The sequence below is a fragment of the Labrenzia sp. PHM005 genome (genome assembly GCF_006517275.1).
Lineage (GTDB): Bacteria > Pseudomonadota > Alphaproteobacteria > Rhizobiales > Stappiaceae > Roseibium.
The window spans coordinates 200,428-218,829 of sequence record NZ_CP041191.1; the positions used below are offsets into that span (position 1 = coordinate 200,428).

The window sequence follows — 18,402 nt, forward strand, 5'->3', positions numbered from 1 at the left end:
TCTAGATCTTGGCCTCGTACCAGGCCCGGGCAACATGGGATTCTGAAATCGTGATGCGGATGGATGTCAGCTCATCGCCTTTTCGGCCAAGCCGGTCCTGCCGGGCCGCTTCCGCCAAATGATCATGCACATGTTTGGTCAAAAACTCCGTGGTGGTGTTGATGCCCTTGAATTGAGGCAGATCGTCCAGGTTTTTGTAGTTCAACGGCTCCAGAACTTCCTTTAGCGCCTCATGTGCCCGGCCAATGTCGATCACCACTCCGTTTTCATCCAGAGCTTCGGCGAGGAATGCCGCATCAACCACAAATGTCGCGCCATGAAGTGCCTGGGCCGGGCCAAACAAGTCTCCCTTGAACGAGTGAGCAATCATCACATGATCGCGAACTTCAACTGCAAACATTCCTGTAATCCTGAATTTATTAAGTCTGGCCAGACGAGGCTGGCGCCTCAGCCGGTTGGTCATAAACGATGAGCGCCGCCAAGACATCTGACGCCTTGTTCAACACTTCGGGAAGTCTTACTGGGGTATCCTCGAACGGAACCCGGTGGCTGATCAACTGATCTAGCCGGGGATCTTCGAGAAGAGACAAAGCTGTTTGCAACCGCCGACGATACGTCCACCGTTCCTGCCGTTCGGGTGGAATGGTTCCCACTTGACTGGAGATCAGTCTGATCCGGCGGCTGTGAAAGTCTGCCCCGAGCGGCACTTCAACCGCCTGATCACCATACCAACTCATTTCTACGACGCTGGCGCCATTGCCCGCACAGGACAGCGCAGTGGTTAGACCAGCAGCTGTCGCACTGGTGTGAAACACAATATCTTGATCAAGAGGGACATTGTCTGGATGGCAAAACTGCAATCCCAATTCGCCAGCAATCTGCGCGCGCGCAGGATTTACATCGACCAGTGTCACCGTTGATCCAGGAAGCTGTCCGCATACGTAAGCGGTCAAAAGCCCGACAACGCCGCCGCCAACCACGCAGATGTGATCCCCAGGTGATGGTTTTCCATCCCATAAAGCATTGAGTGCAGTTTCCATATTGGCCGCGAGCACGGCCTTATGAGCCGGAACCGACGCGGGTACGGGAACACAAGCATCGGATGGGAGAGTGAAAAGATTTTGATGCGGATAAAGCGAAAAAACGGTCTGACCAATAAGATCGGCATCGCCGCCGATCACCTCGCCGACGCTGGCGTAACCGTACTTGACGGGGAATGGAAAGTCGCCCTCCTGAAAAGGCGCGCGCATGCGCTGCCATTCGCTTTCCGGAACAGCGCCACGGAAAATAAGCCCTTCAGTACCCCGGCTGACGCAGCTGTAAAACGTTTTGACGAGAACATGGCCCGGCTGCAAATCCGGGACACGGATATCCTTCAAAGCAACCGTTTCAGAGCCCATGTACCAGAGCGCTTGGGCTGCGCATCCGTTTGTAGCCGTCGCGCTACTCACCATTCACCAAGGTCTCCGAACTCTGTCACGTTTTTGCCACGACCCCATCATACCGCTAAGGCCACTATTGCTATGTTTGCGAGGATTGGAAGCCCCAAATATGCTGCAAGCCATTGATAAAATCACTTCATTTCAGGGTAACAAGACATTGACCGTCCGCCGGATCATCTTTTCATTGTTGTTAGCGACCAGCTTCCTTGCTTTGGCCGCGCTGATGTTCGTGACCTTATCGCCGGGTGGTCATTCGGCACTTGATCTGTTCATTTTCGCCTGCTTTTTGATCACACTGCCCTGGACCATCATCGGTTTTTGGAACGCGGTGATTGGCCTTATCATCATGCGGATGGCGAAAGACCCGATTGCCACGGTTTGCCCGATTGCCAACGCGGACCCGGAAGCTCCGCTCACCAACTCCACAGCCTTGTTGTCCTGTATCCGAGACGAAGACGTCGACGCTTTGGAGACCAATCTCAACGCCATGGCCAGCAATCTTGTTCGGGCCCGGGAAAACCAGAACTTCACGCTCTACGTGCTAAGTGACACATCTCAGGAAGTCATCGCACGCCAAGAAAAACACATGGTCGCGCGTCTCTCAGACCGGCTTTCCGGTCACATGGACGTTGTCTACCGGCGGAGGGCCGTGAACACCGGTTTCAAGGCCGGTAACATTGAAGACTTTTGCAAGACCTGGGGCGGACAACACGCCTATGCGATTGTTTTGGATGCCGACAGCTATATGTCCGTTGAAGCGCTCACCGGCCTGGTTCGGCGAATGGATGCCAATCCCCAAGTTGGAATTCTGCAAAGCCTCGTAGTCGGTCTTCCAACAGACAGTGCTTTCGCCCGTATCTTTCAGTTTGGTATGCGCCTCGGCATGCGCTCTTACACTATCGGCAGCGCCTGGTGGCAAGGGGATTGCGGACCTTATTGGGGGCACAATGCGATCCTGCGCCTAAAACCTTTCGCTGAACACTGCCGGCTGCCGCAACTGCCTGGCAAAGGTCCACTGAGCGGGCCGATCCTGTCACACGATCAGGTAGAAGCAGTGTTGATGCGCAGAGCAGGATATGAAGTCCGTGTTCTGCCGTTGGAAACAGGCAGCTATGAGGCCAACCCACCCCATCTCCTGGAGTTCATCCGCCGGGATCTGCGCTGGTGCCAGGGCAATCTGCAATACCGCCGCTTGCTGGGCCTGAAGGGTTTGAAACCAGTCAGCCGGGCACAGTTGGTGCTGGCGATCTTGATGTTCCTGGGCTCACCCGCCTGGATCGGTTTCATGGTCGGCGCTGCGACACTGGGCATGACCACGGATTATGCACCCTATCGTGCTGATACAGGTGCCGCGTTGTTTTTCAGCGTTCTAACAATGGTTTTTGCACCAAAGTTGGCCACGGTTGCAGATATTCTAGCGCGAAAGGATTTGCGCAAAGCCTTCGGCGGTTCCTTTAGAATCCTGCTCAGTGTCGCCATCGAAATTCTGTACTCAGCCATGCTCGCACCAATAATGGCGGTCGCCCACACTATCTTCATGGGCGGGTTGGCGGTTGGCAAGTCGATTGGCTGGGGTGCCCAGGCAAGAGACGTTGCACGCTTGCCGGTTGGTCTGGTTCTGCAGAAACTCTGGCCTCAAACAGTCTTTGGATTGGCCGGTTTGTTTTGGCTTGTCCATCAGCCTTTAGATCTTGTTTGGCCCGTAATCCCGGTGGCTATTGGTCCGCTGTTGGCAACTGTCCTGGCGGTAGCAACGTCCACCGCGACATTGGGGAGCTTGGCTATCCGCTCGACCCTTTGGCGCATTCCGGAAGAAACGATCCCGCCCACAGAGCTGCTCGATCTCCACTTGCCATCTCTTCGAAAAGGCTCGATCACTCCCACTCAGCCGCAAGAGATATCTGCTGGTCAATCCGAACCGGAACCGGCGGAGGCGGGCTGAGGGTCAAAACGCCCTACACCCTCGTCCATATTGCGAGGGTGGTTGTTTTAGAGCCTGCCGCACCCTTCCATATAAAAAGGCAAAGAATAAGGGCCGGACATATTTGCTCACTTGCGTCGTTGTTTTGCGGTTATGGTGATCACACTATCGCACGCAAATCGCCTAGCCAGAGATCAAATGTGTCACGGTCAAATGAAGCCAATTAGGTGCGGCAAGCTCTAATCTGCAAAGAGAAGCTAAGCCGCGTTAGAGGATGCAATCGGCTGGATCAGAAGGTCGTAGATGCCGTCGGCATCCGGTGCCGTCCGGATTCCTTCGGTTACGGCTGAATCGCGCAGCTGGCGTGCAATGCGGGCCAGCGCTTTCAAATGGTCCGCTCCAGCGCCTTCAGGCGCGAGCAGGAGAAAAACAAGATCGACCGGTTCTTCGTCGAGTGCATCAAAGTCGACTGGCCTGTCCAACTTGGCAAAGACGCCGACCAAACGATCCAAACGCGTCAGCTTGCCATGCGGAATCGCGATGCCATGACCGACGCCAGTCGACCCTAGGCGCTCCCGCTGCAGCAGCGTATCGAAGATTTCCCGCTCTGAAAGACCAGTCAGTTCCGCGGCTTTGGCCGCCAGTTCTTGAATCGCCTGCTTTTTGCTTTTGGCTTTCAATCTGGCGATAACCGCGTCTTTGCTCAGAAGATCACTAAGATCCATTCCTTCGCCTATTCGTTTTGGGCGCCGGCTTCCCGCTTTCAGGAAGCCGGACCCTTGCGCATGAGTGTTATTCGGCGGCTGCGTTTACCACCAGTGCCGGGTCTATCCACCCTATATTGCCATCTGCGCGGCGGTAGACAACGTTAACACCACCATTTGCCGCATTCTTAAACATGACAACAGGCGCTTCCGTCAAATCAAGTTCCATCACTGCCATACCGACAGTCATGGTTTTCACCTTCGCAGACGTTTCTGCAATGACGAGCGGATTGAAATCCGCCGGAACTTCCTCGTCCTCATCCGGAGACGCTAGAACAGAGTAAGCCGCTTCGACCGCCTCGCGGCCATTGCCATTGTGGCTATGATGATCCTTCAGTTTGCGTTTGTAACGCCGCAGGCGTTTTTCGATCTTGTCAGCAGCCAGATCAAAACTGTTGCGCGGATCTTGGTCCTGCGCGGACACCTGCAATACGATTCCCGTATTCAGATGCACGGTACACTCGGATTTAAAACCCGTGCCCTCCCTGCTGAGCGTTACGTGGCCAGTGAAACCGCCCGTAAAATACTTCGAAAGGGCGTCTTCGATTCGGTCGGTGATATGGACACGCAGTGCGTCGCCTACATCAACATTTTTACCCGAAATCCGCAAAGCCATGGGGACCTCTTCTTCTTCTATTGACCGACAGGTCACCGGCGTTTCTGCCGGTGGGGAAACGAGAAACGTTTCACGCCTACACAATGGACCAGTCAGCGCTAAAGTGCCATCCCCTCATTGTCACAAGGGCGGTCCTATAATTGGCGCCTGCATGAGAGTCAATTGTCTCATCAAAAGGGAAACAATCCGATAAATCGGATCGAGCAATCGAACTGAAATTTCAAAAATCGCGCGGAAACTCTACATTTCTTCCGGGCTTGGCTATGAATTCACAAGCAAGCCTCGACAGTTATGCGACGCTTACAGCTTTGCGTTCTTCTCCCGCCGCCGCTGAACAGATGAGCCGATTTTCATAGCTTCCCTGTATTTTGCGACCGTTCGCCGCGCGATATCCACACCCTCCCCCTTCAAAACCTTAACGATCGTGTCATCGGATAAAATGGCTTTGGGGTCTTCGGCGTCAATCATTTGCTTGATTTTGTGGCGCACGGACTCAGCAGAATGCGCGTCTCCACCAACTGTTGCGGCGATTGCAGAGGAAAAGAAATACTTCAGCTCAAATATGCCTCTGGGCGTTGCCATATATTTGTTCGACGTCACCCGGCTGACGGTCGATTCGTGCATCTCAATGGCTTCCGCGATGATCTTAAGATTGAGCGGGCGCAGATGCTCGATTCCGTGGGTCAGAAAACCATCCTGCTGGCGGACTATCTCTGTCGAGACTTTCAGTATCGTTTTGGCGCGCTGGTCCAAGCTCTTGGCCAGCCAGTTCGCTGTTTGAAGCGATTCAGTTAAATACTCTTTTTCAGTTTCATCGCGGGCGGTTTTCACCACTCTGGCATAGTAAGTCTGGTTCACCAGCACTTTCGGCAAGGTATCTGAGTTAAGCTCGACGTTCCAAGTGCCATCGCTGGCAGGGCGAACAAACACATCGGGCACCATCGGTTGAACAAGGGCACCACCAAACACCGATCCCGGCTTTGGATCGAGCGCCCGGATCTCCTGGACCATTTCCACAAGATCTTCATCATCCACACCGCACAGTTTTTTCAATGCGGCAAGATCCCGTTTGGCAAGCAACTCAATATTCGCAATCAAGGCTTCCATCGCCGGATCGTAGCGGTTCTTCTCAATGAGCTGCAGTTTCAAGCATTCAGCCAGGTTACGGGCAAATACCCCAGCCGGTTCAAATGTCTGCAGGACAGCCAGCACGTTTTCAACTCGAATCAGATCAACGCCCAACTGCTCAGCTGCCTCGGCAAGATCCAGATATAGATATCCGTTCTCATCGAGAGAATTGATCAGATGGCCCGCTATCAGCTTGTCGGCTTCACTGGCAAAGGCCAGATTCATCTGCTCTTCCAGCGAAGTTACGAGAGACTCCTCATCTGCAACAAAGGCTTCCAGATTATAATCTTCCGAAGCCGCGCTGGAGCTTGCGTTCTTGTAGCTGTCACCGCCTTTCAATTGCGCAGGATCCGGTGATGCAGGAACGCCGGGTTCGTCCGGAAACACATTGCCGAGATCGGTGTCCATCCGCGAGGCAATGGCTTCTGCACCAGTTTCCAGATCGCTCTGCATCCAGTCGCCCGTTCCCGGCTCACCGTCAGCCGCGGTCATGACCTCTTGCGCATCTGCCCGATCACCTGCCGGAGCTTCTGCTTGTGTATTGACATCGGACGGCGAGTTTTCTGCCGGGTCGGCTTCACCTTTTTCTAGGAGTGGATTGCGCTCAAGCTCAGCCTCCACATAAGATACCAAATCGAGATTAGACATTTGCAGCAGCTTGATCGCCTGCATCAGCTGCGGCGTCATGATCAGCGACTGGCTTTGCCGCATCTCCAATTTGGTTGAAATAGCCATTAATGTCCCAGGCGCCCGTCAGATTCTCTTGGTCTGTTTCTTGCTTGTTATCACAAGATACAAACTTGCACGCGCCTTGTCATCAAAGGGTAAACTGCTCACCAAGATAAAGCCGCCGGACGTCCGGGTTGGCCACGATGTCTTGGGGCAATCCTTCGGTCAGCACTTCGCCGGCCGCAATAATATAGGCCCGGTCAATCAACCCAAGGGTTTCTCGGACATTGTGGTCCGTGATCAGAACGCCGATCCCTCTCTTGGTCAGATGACGCACCAGCTGCTGAATATCGCCAACTGCAATCGGATCGATACCGGCAAACGGCTCGTCGAGAAGCATGAAGGATGGCCGGCTGGCGAGGGCTCGCGCAATTTCAACGCGGCGCCTCTCACCGCCGGACAAGGCGATGCTCGGCGACTTACGCAAATGAGTCAGCCCGAATTCGGCAAGCAGAGAATCCAGATCTTCTCTACGCCTTTTCCGGTTCGGCTCGATAACCTCAAGGACCGCGCGAATGTTTTCTTCCACCGTCAGCCCGCGAAAAATGGAGGCTTCCTGGGGCAGATAACCGATCCCGAGCCGGGCGCGCCGGTACATCGGCATGCGCGTGATATCAAACCCTTCCAGATAGATCTTGCCTTGATCAGGCCGGATCAAACCGGTGATCATATAGAAAGTCGTGGTCTTGCCAGCACCGTTCGGCCCAAGCAAACCAACGGCTTCACCCGGCCGGACCATCAAACCAACATGTTTGACAACCTGACGCCGCCCATAAGTCTTGCCGATCCCTTCGACAACAAGCGCATTCGACAAATCTTCGGCAGGTTGCTCATAGCCTGAGTAACCTTGCTGAAATTCCTGATTGTCCATTGGAGGCCGATTCACTGATGCGCTGTCCGTCAAGTCTGTCGTCGAAACACAGATAATGTATTGATTGTTTGTTTCCTAGCAGAACTTCTGCATAGGCTATTGCTGCGCACTTGGAACGGAATTCGGCAAAATCCGAACCTTTACCCGGCCAGACCCACCACCCTGGTTTGCGGTGGCTGGTGCAGGAGCTGCCTTCAGGTTTGCTTGTCCAGTCTTCAGGTTGACCGTCAAACGGTTGCCAACGACCACATTGGCGCCTTGGCTCAAAACAACTTCCCGGCCAGTCATCACCATGACTTCACGCTTCATATCGAAATTCGCGGCATCGCCGGTCGCGGTTTGATCTTTTGAAGAGATATGAACACCGCCAGCTGCTTCCAGCCGGGAAATTTCCTGCTGGGCGGTGGCCGGCTGTGCGCCACTGTTGCCGCCGCCATCGTAAAACACTTTCAGGCGCGCGGTCTCAAGCCGGGTATCGCCCTGGACAACAACAACGTTGCCGATAAAAGTCGCAACCTTGGTTTTGTCTTCCACTTGCAATTCGTTGGATTCGATCTCGATCGGCTGTCCATTGCTGGAGCCAAATCCGGCAAAAGAGTCGGAGAATGTCTGAGCTGCAACAGGTGCGCTCGCCAACAGCAGCGCTGAAAATACGATCAGGCTACCTTTTAAGACCGATTTCATCATTGCTTATTGTCCTCGGTCTCCGGATATAGAGTGATTTTTACGCCCTCTTTGAACACTACGATCCCTCTATCCTTGTCGTAATCAATCTTGCCAGCGGCCAACCGGCCTTTGTCAGATGTGATCGTAATGGGTTGATCTGAAGACATGGCGCCGGTTTTCAAATCCACTTCAACCTTGTCGACTTCAACACTATAGCCTTCGCTCCATTCCAGCTGCACCCCCTCATAAAGGCGCAAGGATTCAGCAGCATTGTTATAGATGCCCTTCAGTGACAGTATCTTGGCGCCTTCATCCGGCCCAAGAACAATGTCGGCCTGGATTTGTTCCAAATCTATTATTCGGGGATCAGTCAGCCGTTGCACCGCCTTGCGTGCTGTCACCTGATAGGAGCGGTCACCATCATGGCCGGAAAGCTTTGGATGATCCATTACGATCCCGTCGCTGGTCAGAACAAGGTTAGCGGCACCAAAAGAGCCGAGCACATTAAAAAGAACCACAGCCCCGATCATTCCTACCAGGATTAATAGACCGATCGCCGGAAACAAAAACCGCAACGTCCGCACGAGCACGCTGTGCCGGCGTGCTGAGCGTTGCACACGGCTTTCCATGTCACGAGGAATCAACCCTCCGAACTCTTGGCTCACAGTGCTCAAAAGCAGCTCCGAAAATCCATTTCCTAAGGCCGCCAACCAACGGATGGGTCCCGCGATCAGGAATGGGCAAAAATATCAGTCTCTTCCCAACCCTTCAGGTCGAGTTCGGCACGTGTTGGCAAAAAGTCAAAACACGCATCGGCAATGTGTGTCCGCTCCTCGCGCGCCAACATCATATCCAGTTTTTGCTTCAGCGCATGCAAATGCAAAACATCTGAAGCGGCATAGGCCAATTGCGCATCTGAAAGCGTTTCTGCTGCCCAATCTGAGCTCTGCTGCTGCTTCGACAGTTCTACGCCAAGCAACTCTCGGGTGATGTCCTTCAATCCGTGCCGGTCAGTGTAGGTCCGCACCAGCTTGGACGCGATCTTAGTGCACCAGACCGGTGCGACCTGAATGTCCAGATAGTGACGCAAAACGGCGACGTCAAACCGTGCGAAATGAAATATTTTCGGTTTCGACGGATCCGTCATGAGCGCAGCCAGATTTGGCGCTTCCTTTTGACCCTTAGCAATTTGCACAACGTCGGCCGACCCATCGCCAGGTGACAATTGAACCACACATAGGCGGTCACGATGCGGATTAAGGCCGAGGGTTTCTGAATCCACCGCGACCGCGGATGCCGATTCATAGGCACTCAAATCCGGCAAATCGCCTTTGTGGTAGCGGATTGTCATGTTGCCTTGTCCTTCCGGTTCTCTTGCTCAGGGCCGATGCAAAATTCAATGAACGTATTCGCCGAACGGAGTTTCAGGTAGAGCATGACACCGCCTGGCGCAAGGGTTCCTGCCGCGCGTTGGCGGCTTGAAAACAATGCGCTCCGAACCCTTAAGAGCGGCTCAACAGTCTATTTTTCGATCCGAAAAGCTTCGTGGCACGCCTTGCAGGTCTGTGCAAGTTTGCTGAAGGCCGCCGCGACAGCCCCTTTTTCCGCACCTTCTCCAGCTTTTATTGCCAATTCGCTGGCCGCCGCCTTCATATCGTTAGAAAAGCCAGCAAACTTATCCCAATCCTGCCAGATTTCCGGCCGTGCTTCCGTTGGTGGCATCAAGCTGCCCTCCGGAAACAAGCGCGTTAGTTTCTCGCCCGCATTTTCTGCAATGGTTTCAGCCGCCTGCCTGAGCGCGGCAGCATCATAAGGTTTCTGACCACGCAGCATCTGCCCGGCCAGTTTCATATTGCCGCCGATGGCTTCCATGGCGTCCATACGCTTTTTGACGATACCGGTTGCCCCGCCATGGGCAAACACGATCGCGCTTGTCAGAATAACCGCTAGAACGGCACCACCAAATAGTTTCACAAGCCGCATGATGGCAGTCCTTTCAACTGGACAGACGGACGGCGCGTTGCAGAAATCTTTTAGATGCAACGATTTTAGCGCCACCGCCATTCCCACCTAGCATCTGGCCCACAATTAATAGGATGTCCAGAGGTCGTGATCCCGCCGCATGCCTGTGACAGGACTTTCAAAAGATTTGCCTTGCCGGAAAGGGACCAGGAACGGGCAGCATTTATGCGGCAATCGGGCCCGAGCGCGGATGAGCATTGTCATTTTGATGAAAACGAAAAAAGCCCCGGAAACCGGAGCTTTTTCGGAGTGTTTCGGATCGAACTGGATGATCTGAAACGTATGTTTGGTGCCCAGGAGAGGACTCGAACCTCCACGCCCATAAGGGCACTAGCACCTGAAGCTAGCGCGTCTACCAGTTCCGCCACCTGGGCTGTGAGGGAGGCTTCTAAGGGGCTGCCCTGTCCTTGTCAATCACTGGCCGATACTTTTTTTGTTCATTCCCGCCCAGCCCTTCACACACTGCGCGCAAAGGTCTAAGAGACGGGGGGAAAATTCCGGCATAATGTTTGCGGGAAACAGCTTTTGGACGCGACAAAAGGCATTTTCAAGATGTCCACACCCCTCAACGGTAAACTCGTCACAGTATTTGGCGGCTCTGGATTTTTGGGCCGGCACATCGTTCAGGCTCTGGCACGGCGCGGTTACCGTGTGCGCGCGGCCGTCCGCCGCCCGGATCTGGCCAGCCATCTTCAACCGCTTGGTGCTCCAGGTCAGATTATGGCCATCCAGGCCAACCTGCGTTACCGCTGGTCTGTCGACCGGGCGCTGCAGGGATCAGATGCGGTCGTCAATGCCGTCGGCATTCTGGCACCAACCGGCAAGCAAAGCTTCGATGCCGTTCAGGCGTTCGGTCCACGCGCCATTGCCGAAGCTGCGCGGGCGGCCGGTATCAACGCGATCACGCATATTTCCGCTATTGGAGCGGACGCGGAAAGCTCTTCAGCCTACGCCCGGACAAAAGCTGCCGGCGAAGCCGGGGTGCTTGAGACGTTGCCAGAGAGTGTCATTCTGCGGCCGTCCATCGTCTTCGGGCCGGAAGACGATTTCTTCAATCAGTTTGCCGGGATGGCGCGCTTCTCGCCTGTGCTGCCACTGATAGGCGGCGGAGCCACCAAATTCCAGCCGGTTTATGTCGGAGATGTTGCCGAAGCGGTCGCCCGCGCTGTCGATGTCGATTTGAAAGCGGGCGCTGTCTATGAACTCGGTGGCCCGGAAGTTAAAAGCTTCAAAGAGTGCCTGGCGGAAATGCTGGACGTTACCCGGCGCTCCCGTGTGCTTTTGCCGATCCCGTTCGAGATTTCCTCTGCCATGGGCAAGGTGATGCAACTCCTGCCGGGTGCGCCGCTGACAGCCGATCAGGTGGAACTTTTAAAGACCGACAATGTGGTTTCCGAAACTGCAACTGCTGACAACCGGACACTCGCCGGTATTGGAATTACCCCGGCCACCACTGCAGCGATCCTGCCGTCCTACCTCGACCGGTTCCGCGAACACGGCCAATATGACGCGCATAGAGCCGTCTAGTCTGGACACGTCAGTCACGTGATGCAGTTAAAAGGCGGGCAAGGCCCGCCTTTTTCGTCTTCCTGGCCATATCGGTTGGCCGCCAACTGGTTTCGCACAGCCAGTTACACATTCCAGTACCCTGCTCCCAATCGGTCATGATGCAGTTTCCGGTAGCCATCATGTGTCCGCACCAAACCAATGTCCTGGAGCTCCTGCGCATTCAAATTGGCCAGAGCCCGTTCAGTAGCCCGACGGCGCCGATAAAGCTGGACGCGTGCGGCCAGAGCACGAAAGGCAACGAAGACAAGACTGCGATTGTTGGCACGGCGGCGGAATACGGTATCGATCTCAAGGCTCATCTCACTTCTCCTGAACTTCCTTCACCCCGATTTCTCCGGGGATGTGGACACAATGACAGGGCAATCCTGACAGCTGTGAGTCATGTTTGATCTTGTTCTGTTCTCGAGCTAAGATTTTTTTCGCCACAACCTAAAAGAGCTTTGTTCCATGAACCCGATTGAGCGTGCGCTCGGCATCTTGCTGCTTCTGACCGGCGGTAAACTCGTCCCTGCGACTGTCCTTGCGGACCGGTTTCAAGTCTCCTTGCGAACCGTTTATCGGGATATCGACCGGCTGATTGCGCTTGGTGTTCCCATCGATGCCGAACGCGGGGCCGAAGGCGGTTACCGGCTGGCGCAGGGTTACCTGCAGCCCCCTGTCGCGCTCACCCGCAACGAGACTGCAGCACTTTTGACTGCTATGGCCCTAGTGCGTTCCAGCCGCACCGTCCCGCTCGCCGATGACCTCGGCTCCGCTGAGAAAAAGCTCCTGGCAACCCTGCCAAAGACCGTTCATGGCCTGTTGAAAGACGCGGACCGAATCGTTGGTATCGAACCGATCCCGCCAGACATATTTCACTCCGGAACAAAAGCCGAGCCGAACGACGCCTGGCAAAATGCCCTCGACGGTTTCATGACCGGAATTCTGGAAACACGCCGCGTCCGGTTTGAACACTTCAATCCGTCCCGGAACACCCGCAAAGGACATGATGTAGAACCGCTCGGCGTCATGTTCGACCGGGATCTTTGGTATCTTGCCGGCCGCTGCGTCGACACTGATACACTCAAAGTCTACCGCGCTGACCGGGTCCACGACCTTGAAATCAGTGGTTTCCGCTTCCGGCCGCCAAAAGAGTTTTCCATTCAGTCCCTGCTTGGCGGCACCTGGTTATCAGAGGCCATGCGCCGCTGGGAGCGCGAAGAAGACATTGCGAAAATCAGGATCACAGCAGCACAAGCAAAAAAACTCAGCGCGGACTGGTACTACCGCCACGCGGTGTTCACCCCTATGGCGGACGGAGATGTTCTGATCAGCATCCCGAGCACCAACCGCGCCCGGATCCTGCCTCTGGTCCGCTGGCTAGGCCCCGGAGCAGAGCTTTTGGAACCGGCTCATTTGAGGCAAGAGCTGGCGGAGGAACTTTCATCGCTCACAGCCTGTTACGCCCCGCCACATACCTTCGACCGATCAGCCTAGGAAATAGAGCCCGGCAAAGCCCGCAAGGCCAACAATGATCCGCCACCAGGCAAAGGCGGCAAAGCCATGGCGGGAGACAAAGTCCAGGAGACCTTTGACCACAAACACGCCGGCAATGAAGGAGGCAACAAATCCGATGCCAATCAGCATTGCATCATCCATGGAGATGACATTTCGGTTCTTGAACAGATCATAGGTGAAGGCACCGGCCATAGTCGGCATTGCCAGGAAGAAGGAGAATTCAGCGGCTGACCGTTTGTCTGTCCCCATCAAAAGAGACCCGGCGATGGTTGCCCCAGACCGCGAAACGCCGGGCACCATGGCAAGGCACTGACAGATCCCGATCTTGAGGCACAGCGACAGCGGATAATCCATGACATTGGTATAGACCGGCTTTAGCGGCAGCCGGTCGATCCAAAGCAAGATAATGCCGCCAAGCAACAAGGTGGTGCAAACCAAAGCCGGTGTTTCGAACAAAACACCTTTGATGAAACCATGGGCCATCACGCCGATCACAGCCGCTGGCAGAAAAGCAATCAGGATCCCCAAAACAAATCGCCGGCTGGCCGGATCGCTTGGCAGCGCAGTCGCCAATGTCCACAGCCGGGCGGAATACACCGAGAGAATCGCCAGGATAGCCCCCAGCTGAATCAGGACTTCAAACGTTTTTCCAGTGCTTTCAAATCCTAGAAAGTGGCCGATGAGCAGCAAATGCCCGGTCGAGGATACCGGGATGAACTCGGTCAACCCCTCAACCACTCCCAAAATGAGAGCATTTACAATCGTTTGGCCATCCATTGTGTATCAGGTCTCCAAAAGCCTTGATGGAATGCGGGAAGGTCCGCTAAGTCTCGCGACGAATTTCGACCGCCTATTTGCCGGACCCAAAGACCTCCGTCAAACCCTTGATAACCATATCTGAGGCAAACTGCCCTGCCATGACGGCTTTCCGGCATAGTCTTGCCACAGTTCAGGCTCTTAAACGCTTTCATGCTGACCCTTTATCATCACCCGTTTTCTCCCTCCTCTAGGTTCGTTCGACTGATCTTGAGCGAATATGGCGCTGCGTTTGAAGAACAACATGTCAATCCTTGGGAACGCCCTCAGGATTTGTTGATGCTCAATGCCGCGGGCACGATCCCGGTTATCGTAGAGAATGAGGGACCCGCCATCTGTGGGCCTGGGCCAATCATGGAATATCTGGATGAGACCAGGGGTTATGCCGTGGGAGAACGGCGTTTGATGCCCGATCATCCCGATGCGCGTGCAGAGACCCGCCGGCTCGTGGAGTGGGCACTTGGCAAATTCGATGTAGAAGTCATTGGTCATTTGGTGCGCGAGCGGATCTACAAGCAAATCATGCCGAAATCGGCTGGCGGCGGTGAGCCGGATTCAGCAGCGCTGCGGGTTGCGCGAGCCAACATCAATCATCACCTGAAGTATTTCGGCTATCTGGTTGCTTCACGCCGCTGGATCGCAGGAGACCGGCTTTCCTTCGCCGATTTTGCATTGGCAGCGGGCTTGTCCTGCGCCGATTACCTCGGCGAAGTAAAGTGGAACACGGAAGAGGATATCAAAAACTGGTATGCGCGGGTAAAATCCCGGCCCAGTATGAGGCCGCTCTTGGGCGAAAAAGTTCTGGGCATGCCACCTGCCCCGGCCTACGCGGATCTCGATTTTTGATGTGTGTTGGAACCCCAATTGGACGCCAAGACCCAAAAACTTCTGACTGCCTTTACAGCCAAAGCGACTGCACTTGGATTTGATAGCCTAAAGATCGCTCCGGCCGACAGCATTCCGGAAGCGAAAGCCCGGCTGCAAAAATTTCTCGCTCAAGATTACCATGGCACTATGGCCTGGATGGCTGAGACTGCTGAACGCAGGTCTTCACCGCAAGCGCTCTGGCCAGAGGTGACGTCGGTCATCATGCTGGCAATGAACTACGGTCCGGATGATGCGCCGGAAAACCACCCGCTTGCGCATTTGAATGACAAAGGAACTGGCGGGATTTCGGTGTACGCCCGTCACCGGGACTATCACGACATCATCAAGGGCCGGTTGAAGGAACTGGCCAGTTTCCTGATATCCCGGGCAGGTGGCGATGTGAAGGTGTTCGTTGATACGGCTCCAGTGATGGAAAAACCCCTTGGCGAGGCCGCTGGCCTTGGGTGGCAGGGTAAACATACCAATTTGGTCTCCCGCGAACTCGGGTCCTGGTTTTTTCTTGGATCTATTTTCACGACGCTTGAACTGCCAGCGAGCGGTGCAGAGACGGATCATTGCGGCTCCTGCAGATCCTGCCTCGACGCCTGTCCGACCGATGCCTTTCCCGCGCCCTATCAGCTCGATGCGCGCCGCTGTATTTCCTATCTGACGATCGAGCATCCAGGACCAATTCCAATGGAGTTCCGGAAGGCCATGGGCAACCGGATCTACGGCTGTGACGATTGCCTGGCTGCGTGTCCCTGGAACAAATTTGCACAGGCGGCCAATGAAGCGAAACTAATCGCCCGCGACGACCTGAAATCACCGCAATTGGCTAATCTCCTAACTCTTGATGATCCCGCATTCCGGAAGCTCTTTTCCGGGTCCCCCGTTAAGCGGATTGGCCGGAACCGGTTTCTGCGCAACGTCCTGATTGCTGCAGGGAATTCTGACGATACCAGCCTACAAGACATGATCACGACACATTTGGAAGATCCAGATGACACGGTCCGCAGTACCGCTGTTTGGGCGTTACGTCAGCTGGTGGAACCGGATGAATTCAACAAACAGTGCCAACAAGCACTTCAATCAGAAACTAGCGATTTGGTCCGCCGCGAATGGCAGGCCGGTATCCAAAAAAGTGATCTCCAGCTATAGGCCACCTCATCGTGAGATTGGTCTATAGTCATGACAAGGTCGAAAGCTTCTTCCCATAGACAGTCCCCGCCGGCTGACTTTCCTTCTGTTCCTCAGGAGCCTCAAAAATGTATTTATTTAATGTCCGCTCAAATTTCTCGAACTCCTTTCGAACTCCATTTCGCAGTACCGGACTGCTGACGATCAGTGCTGCAATAGCGCTTTATGCAGGCAATGCAACTGCACAAACAAAAGGGCTGGACGCTTTTAATGCCTACGTCAGCGGCTTGAAAAGCCTTGGCCTTACAGTTGAAAACGGCGCCATCGATTATGACGGCACAACGGACACGCTGACGATCTCAGATACCGCGCTCGGTTTTGGCGGCACGATTGCCGACATCCCCGCAGACAATGCTGATATCGGTGGTAACGACACCACTCCGAAGTTGGATCTGCCAAAGAAAACAGACCTGACCTATGAAATGTCTTTCTCGTCGGGGACCATGACCATTGTCGGTTTATCGGAAGACAACAACGTCTTTGCCGCCGACAGCTGGACATACTCCGATGACAGCAGCCTATCGATTTCTGCAAAGGTCAATGGTGAAGGCCGGTTCAAAGTAGACGGCCGCCTGGCCGGAACGCTTGCGGAAAACTACAGGTTCACTATGCCGGAGCTTCCGACTGAAGATGCGAAGCGCCCGGCAAGCCGCTGGCTCCCCTTTATGAAAACCACCCTGTTGGCGTCTTACGATGAGGTCCGTGTCGATTCCACAGCGCTCACCTTTGAAGCTTATGCCGAAGAAGGCGAAAGCGAATCTCTTGTTGCTTCTGGAACGATGCAACTGGACGGTTACAAAATGGCGGGTGCGGACAACGGCCGAATTGAACTTTATTCTCTCGACAAGCTGTCCCAGACACTACAGACCCTAGATGCGGCCTCCGGCCAAATGCTCGTGCAGACGACCACGCAAGGCAAAACCGTTTATGAGGGTATAGACGCCAATCCGTTGATCGCGCTGTTTGATCCATCTGTTTCGGAAAAAGATGAAAAACTGACAGTCATTCGCCAAGGGTCCGCGGTTGATTATGTTAGCAGCCAGGAACTTGGTGACGGTATTGCACTGAAGATCACTGTAGACCGCAATTCGCTCAATGATTTCACCATCCAAAAGCGTGAAAGTGATATTCTGGGCCTCCTCGATGGTGTCCTCACCGGCGAAACCCCGGAACCGCAGAAACTGATCACCAGCCTTTTCCAGATCTATCGGTCTTTTGGAATTGCCGATGCCCGTGTCTCCGGCATTGGGCTTGAGGTCACCAACCCTGAAGAGGACATGACAGTGAACGCCACGATCAAGGAAGTGGCTGTCACCGATTTCAATTCCAATGGCATTGGTGAAATGATGGTCGTCGGCCTTAGCGCTCCTGACCTTCCCGAAGGCGCCGCTGTATCCCTTGATTGGGCTGCCATTGGAGGCATTGAGTTTGCTGACTTCGATCCGATGGAAGCCATGATTTCCACTTTGATCGAAAATCCGGACTACGGCGACGACAACCCCTTAGAAGTTGTTCGCGCTTTCATGCCTCATTCGTTCGGGTATGAGCTTGAAGGCCTTAAAGTGGTTGTTCCAGATTACGGACTGTCTCATATCGGGCGCGCCGAAATGAAGGTTTCCACCACGGTTCCGCCGATCCCGACCAGCTATTATGCCAAAAATGAGGGTATCCAGATTCCGGTCGCTACTCTTGACGACGAGGACATGGAAAAGTTTTTGGAGGCCCTTGGGATCACAGAAATTGTTTGGTCTGATGAGACCCGTCTTTACTGGGATGAAGCCACCAAGGAACTCAATCTGGAGCGTTTGACCTTCGAAATGGAAGGCGTTGGCAGGGCGGAGGCATCGGTCCGTTTTGCCAATGTACCAAAAGCGTTGTTTGAAGACCCGGAAGGACAAGGCCAAATGGCTCTGGTTGTCGCCCAGTTTGTGGAGGCCAAGATCAGCTTTACTGATGATGGTGTTACTGAAAACGGACTGGCCCATATTGCTGGACAAGAAAACATCCCGGTCAACGTTTTCCGTGAAGCGTTGGCAGAACAGGCAGCAGAAGCAACGGCGCCAATTCAGAATGCGGCGTTTACGGATATGGTCCGCACGGCCGTCTCTGATTTCTTGAAAAACCCTGGAGAAATCTCGCTCACTCTGACCCCGTCAGCGCCGGTTCCAGTGGCGCAAATCGTGGGCAGCTTGGCAGCTCCACAAACACTTCCGGATCTGTTGAACGTGAAGGTCAAAGCGAACTGAACAAGTGACCAAATTCTGATAACAAAAAAGGCGGCCACGGGCCGCCTTTTC

General features: G+C 54.4%; 18 protein-coding genes and 1 tRNA gene. 6 read left to right on the forward strand and 13 right to left on the reverse strand.

All coding sequences use genetic code 11. The features are described 5' to 3' along the window. Position 1: 1 nt before the first annotated feature. Positions 2-400, reverse strand: a complete 399-nt coding sequence (locus tag FJ695_RS01075) for a 6-carboxytetrahydropterin synthase (protein ID WP_141183721.1) — start codon at positions 398-400, stop codon at positions 2-4. Positions 401-419: 19 nt separating this feature from the next. Further along, positions 420-1,454, reverse strand: coding sequence for a zinc-binding alcohol dehydrogenase (locus FJ695_RS01080; protein WP_141183722.1), 1,035 nt, complete (start codon positions 1,452-1,454; stop codon positions 420-422). Positions 1,455-1,551: 97 nt separating this feature from the next. On the opposite strand from FJ695_RS01080, the gene mdoH reads away from it, so the two are divergent. Then, complete coding sequence (gene mdoH / locus FJ695_RS01085) at positions 1,552-3,384, forward strand: glucans biosynthesis glucosyltransferase MdoH (RefSeq protein ID WP_141183723.1); 1,833 nt, start codon at positions 1,552-1,554, stop codon at positions 3,382-3,384. 236 nt (positions 3,385-3,620) lie between these two features. Here mdoH and ptsN read toward each other — a convergent pair whose 3' ends face one another. From ptsN to FJ695_RS01130, 9 genes are all read right to left on the reverse strand, one after another. Next, on the reverse strand, positions 3,621-4,088 hold the full coding sequence (gene ptsN, locus FJ695_RS01090; protein ID WP_141183724.1) for a PTS IIA-like nitrogen regulatory protein PtsN: 468 nt from the start codon (positions 4,086-4,088) through the stop codon (positions 3,621-3,623). 67 nt (positions 4,089-4,155) lie between these two features. Next, the gene (gene hpf / locus FJ695_RS01095) at positions 4,156-4,743 is read right to left on the reverse strand and encodes a ribosome hibernation-promoting factor, HPF/YfiA family (protein WP_141183725.1); all 588 of its coding nucleotides are present in this window, start codon (positions 4,741-4,743) and stop codon (positions 4,156-4,158) included. Between the two features lie 300 nt (positions 4,744-5,043). Next, entirely contained in the window at positions 5,044-6,606 is a 1,563-nt protein-coding gene (rpoN, locus tag FJ695_RS01100) for an RNA polymerase factor sigma-54 (protein WP_141183726.1), read from the reverse strand. An 82-nt stretch (positions 6,607-6,688) separates the two neighbouring features. After that, positions 6,689-7,471: an LPS export ABC transporter ATP-binding protein gene (gene lptB, locus FJ695_RS01105; RefSeq protein ID WP_141183727.1), complete on the reverse strand. Its 783-nt coding sequence runs from the start codon at positions 7,469-7,471 to the stop codon at positions 6,689-6,691. A 96-nt stretch (positions 7,472-7,567) separates the two neighbouring features. Further along, positions 7,568-8,158, reverse strand: a complete 591-nt coding sequence (locus FJ695_RS01110; protein WP_141183728.1) for an LptA/OstA family protein — start codon at positions 8,156-8,158, stop codon at positions 7,568-7,570. After that, positions 8,155-8,754 carry an LPS export ABC transporter periplasmic protein LptC gene (gene lptC, locus FJ695_RS01115; protein WP_209010862.1) on the reverse strand — a complete coding sequence of 200 codons (600 nt, stop codon included), beginning with the start codon at positions 8,752-8,754 and terminating at the stop codon, positions 8,155-8,157. The genes FJ695_RS01110 and lptC overlap by 4 nt, the downstream gene beginning before the upstream one ends. Positions 8,755-8,867: 113 nt before the next feature. Continuing rightward, entirely contained in the window at positions 8,868-9,488 is a 621-nt protein-coding gene (locus FJ695_RS01120) for a ribonuclease D (protein WP_141183729.1), read from the reverse strand. 170 nt (positions 9,489-9,658) lie between these two features. Continuing rightward, positions 9,659-10,120 (reverse strand): cytochrome c, encoded by a 462-nt coding sequence (locus FJ695_RS01125; protein WP_209010863.1) that lies wholly within the window; start codon positions 10,118-10,120, stop codon positions 9,659-9,661. Positions 10,121-10,446: 326 nt separating this feature from the next. Then, positions 10,447-10,533, reverse strand: a tRNA-Leu gene (locus FJ695_RS01130). 178 nt (positions 10,534-10,711) lie between these two features. Here FJ695_RS01130 and FJ695_RS01135 point away from each other — a divergent pair. Beyond that, positions 10,712-11,686, forward strand: a complete 975-nt coding sequence (locus FJ695_RS01135) for a complex I NDUFA9 subunit family protein (RefSeq protein WP_141188515.1) — start codon at positions 10,712-10,714, stop codon at positions 11,684-11,686. Between the two features lie 104 nt (positions 11,687-11,790). Here the strand turns inward: FJ695_RS01135 and FJ695_RS01140 are convergent, their stop codons facing one another. Beyond that, positions 11,791-12,027 (reverse strand): DUF1127 domain-containing protein, encoded by a 237-nt coding sequence (locus tag FJ695_RS01140; RefSeq protein WP_141183730.1) that lies wholly within the window; start codon positions 12,025-12,027, stop codon positions 11,791-11,793. Between the two features lie 148 nt (positions 12,028-12,175). On the opposite strand from FJ695_RS01140, the gene FJ695_RS01145 reads away from it, so the two are divergent. Next, positions 12,176-13,204, forward strand: a complete 1,029-nt coding sequence (locus FJ695_RS01145; RefSeq protein WP_141183731.1) for a YafY family protein — start codon at positions 12,176-12,178, stop codon at positions 13,202-13,204. Here FJ695_RS01145 and FJ695_RS01150 read toward each other — a convergent pair. Next, positions 13,196-14,002 (reverse strand): undecaprenyl-diphosphate phosphatase, encoded by an 807-nt coding sequence (locus tag FJ695_RS01150; protein WP_141183732.1) that lies wholly within the window; start codon positions 14,000-14,002, stop codon positions 13,196-13,198. The genes FJ695_RS01145 and FJ695_RS01150 overlap by 9 nt on opposite strands. A 192-nt stretch (positions 14,003-14,194) precedes the next feature. Between FJ695_RS01150 and FJ695_RS01155 the strand changes: the two genes are divergently transcribed. From FJ695_RS01155 to FJ695_RS01165, 3 genes are all read left to right on the forward strand, one after another. Next, entirely contained in the window at positions 14,195-14,887 is a 693-nt protein-coding gene (locus tag FJ695_RS01155) for a glutathione S-transferase family protein (protein ID WP_141183733.1), read from the forward strand. Positions 14,888-14,905: 18 nt separating this feature from the next. Further along, positions 14,906-16,066 (forward strand): tRNA epoxyqueuosine(34) reductase QueG, encoded by a 1,161-nt coding sequence (queG, locus tag FJ695_RS01160; protein WP_168206228.1) that lies wholly within the window; start codon positions 14,906-14,908, stop codon positions 16,064-16,066. Between the two features lie 107 nt (positions 16,067-16,173). Continuing rightward, on the forward strand, positions 16,174-18,351 hold the full coding sequence (locus tag FJ695_RS01165; protein ID WP_141183734.1) for a hypothetical protein: 2,178 nt from the start codon (positions 16,174-16,176) through the stop codon (positions 18,349-18,351). Positions 18,352-18,402 lie beyond the last annotated feature (51 nt).

Bases quoted from the DNA above. Each gene is read 5' to 3' on its own strand.
- FJ695_RS01075 (WP_141183721.1), bottom strand. From the start codon at position 400: ATGTTTGCAGTTGAAGTTCGCGATCATGTGATGATTGCTCACTCGTTC.
- FJ695_RS01080 (WP_141183722.1), bottom strand. From the start codon at position 1,454: ATGGTGAGTAGCGCGACGGCTACAAACGGATGCGCAGCCCAAGCGCTC.
- mdoH (WP_141183723.1), top strand. From the start codon at position 1,552: ATGCTGCAAGCCATTGATAAAATCACTTCATTTCAGGGTAACAAGACA.
- ptsN (WP_141183724.1), bottom strand. From the start codon at position 4,088: ATGGATCTTAGTGATCTTCTGAGCAAAGACGCGGTTATCGCCAGATTG.
- hpf (WP_141183725.1), bottom strand. From the start codon at position 4,743: ATGGCTTTGCGGATTTCGGGTAAAAATGTTGATGTAGGCGACGCACTG.
- rpoN (WP_141183726.1), bottom strand. From the start codon at position 6,606: ATGGCTATTTCAACCAAATTGGAGATGCGGCAAAGCCAGTCGCTGATC.
- lptB (WP_141183727.1), bottom strand. From the start codon at position 7,471: ATGGACAATCAGGAATTTCAGCAAGGTTACTCAGGCTATGAGCAACCT.
- FJ695_RS01110 (WP_141183728.1), bottom strand. From the start codon at position 8,158: ATGATGAAATCGGTCTTAAAAGGTAGCCTGATCGTATTTTCAGCGCTG.
- FJ695_RS01120 (WP_141183729.1), bottom strand. From the start codon at position 9,488: ATGACAATCCGCTACCACAAAGGCGATTTGCCGGATTTGAGTGCCTAT.
- FJ695_RS01125 (WP_209010863.1), bottom strand. From the start codon at position 10,120: ATGCGGCTTGTGAAACTATTTGGTGGTGCCGTTCTAGCGGTTATTCTG.
- FJ695_RS01135 (WP_141188515.1), top strand. From the start codon at position 10,712: ATGTCCACACCCCTCAACGGTAAACTCGTCACAGTATTTGGCGGCTCT.
- FJ695_RS01140 (WP_141183730.1), bottom strand. From the start codon at position 12,027: ATGAGCCTTGAGATCGATACCGTATTCCGCCGCCGTGCCAACAATCGC.
- FJ695_RS01145 (WP_141183731.1), top strand. From the start codon at position 12,176: ATGAACCCGATTGAGCGTGCGCTCGGCATCTTGCTGCTTCTGACCGGC.
- FJ695_RS01150 (WP_141183732.1), bottom strand. From the start codon at position 14,002: ATGGATGGCCAAACGATTGTAAATGCTCTCATTTTGGGAGTGGTTGAG.
- FJ695_RS01155 (WP_141183733.1), top strand. From the start codon at position 14,195: ATGCTGACCCTTTATCATCACCCGTTTTCTCCCTCCTCTAGGTTCGTT.
- FJ695_RS01165 (WP_141183734.1), top strand. From the start codon at position 16,174: ATGTATTTATTTAATGTCCGCTCAAATTTCTCGAACTCCTTTCGAACT.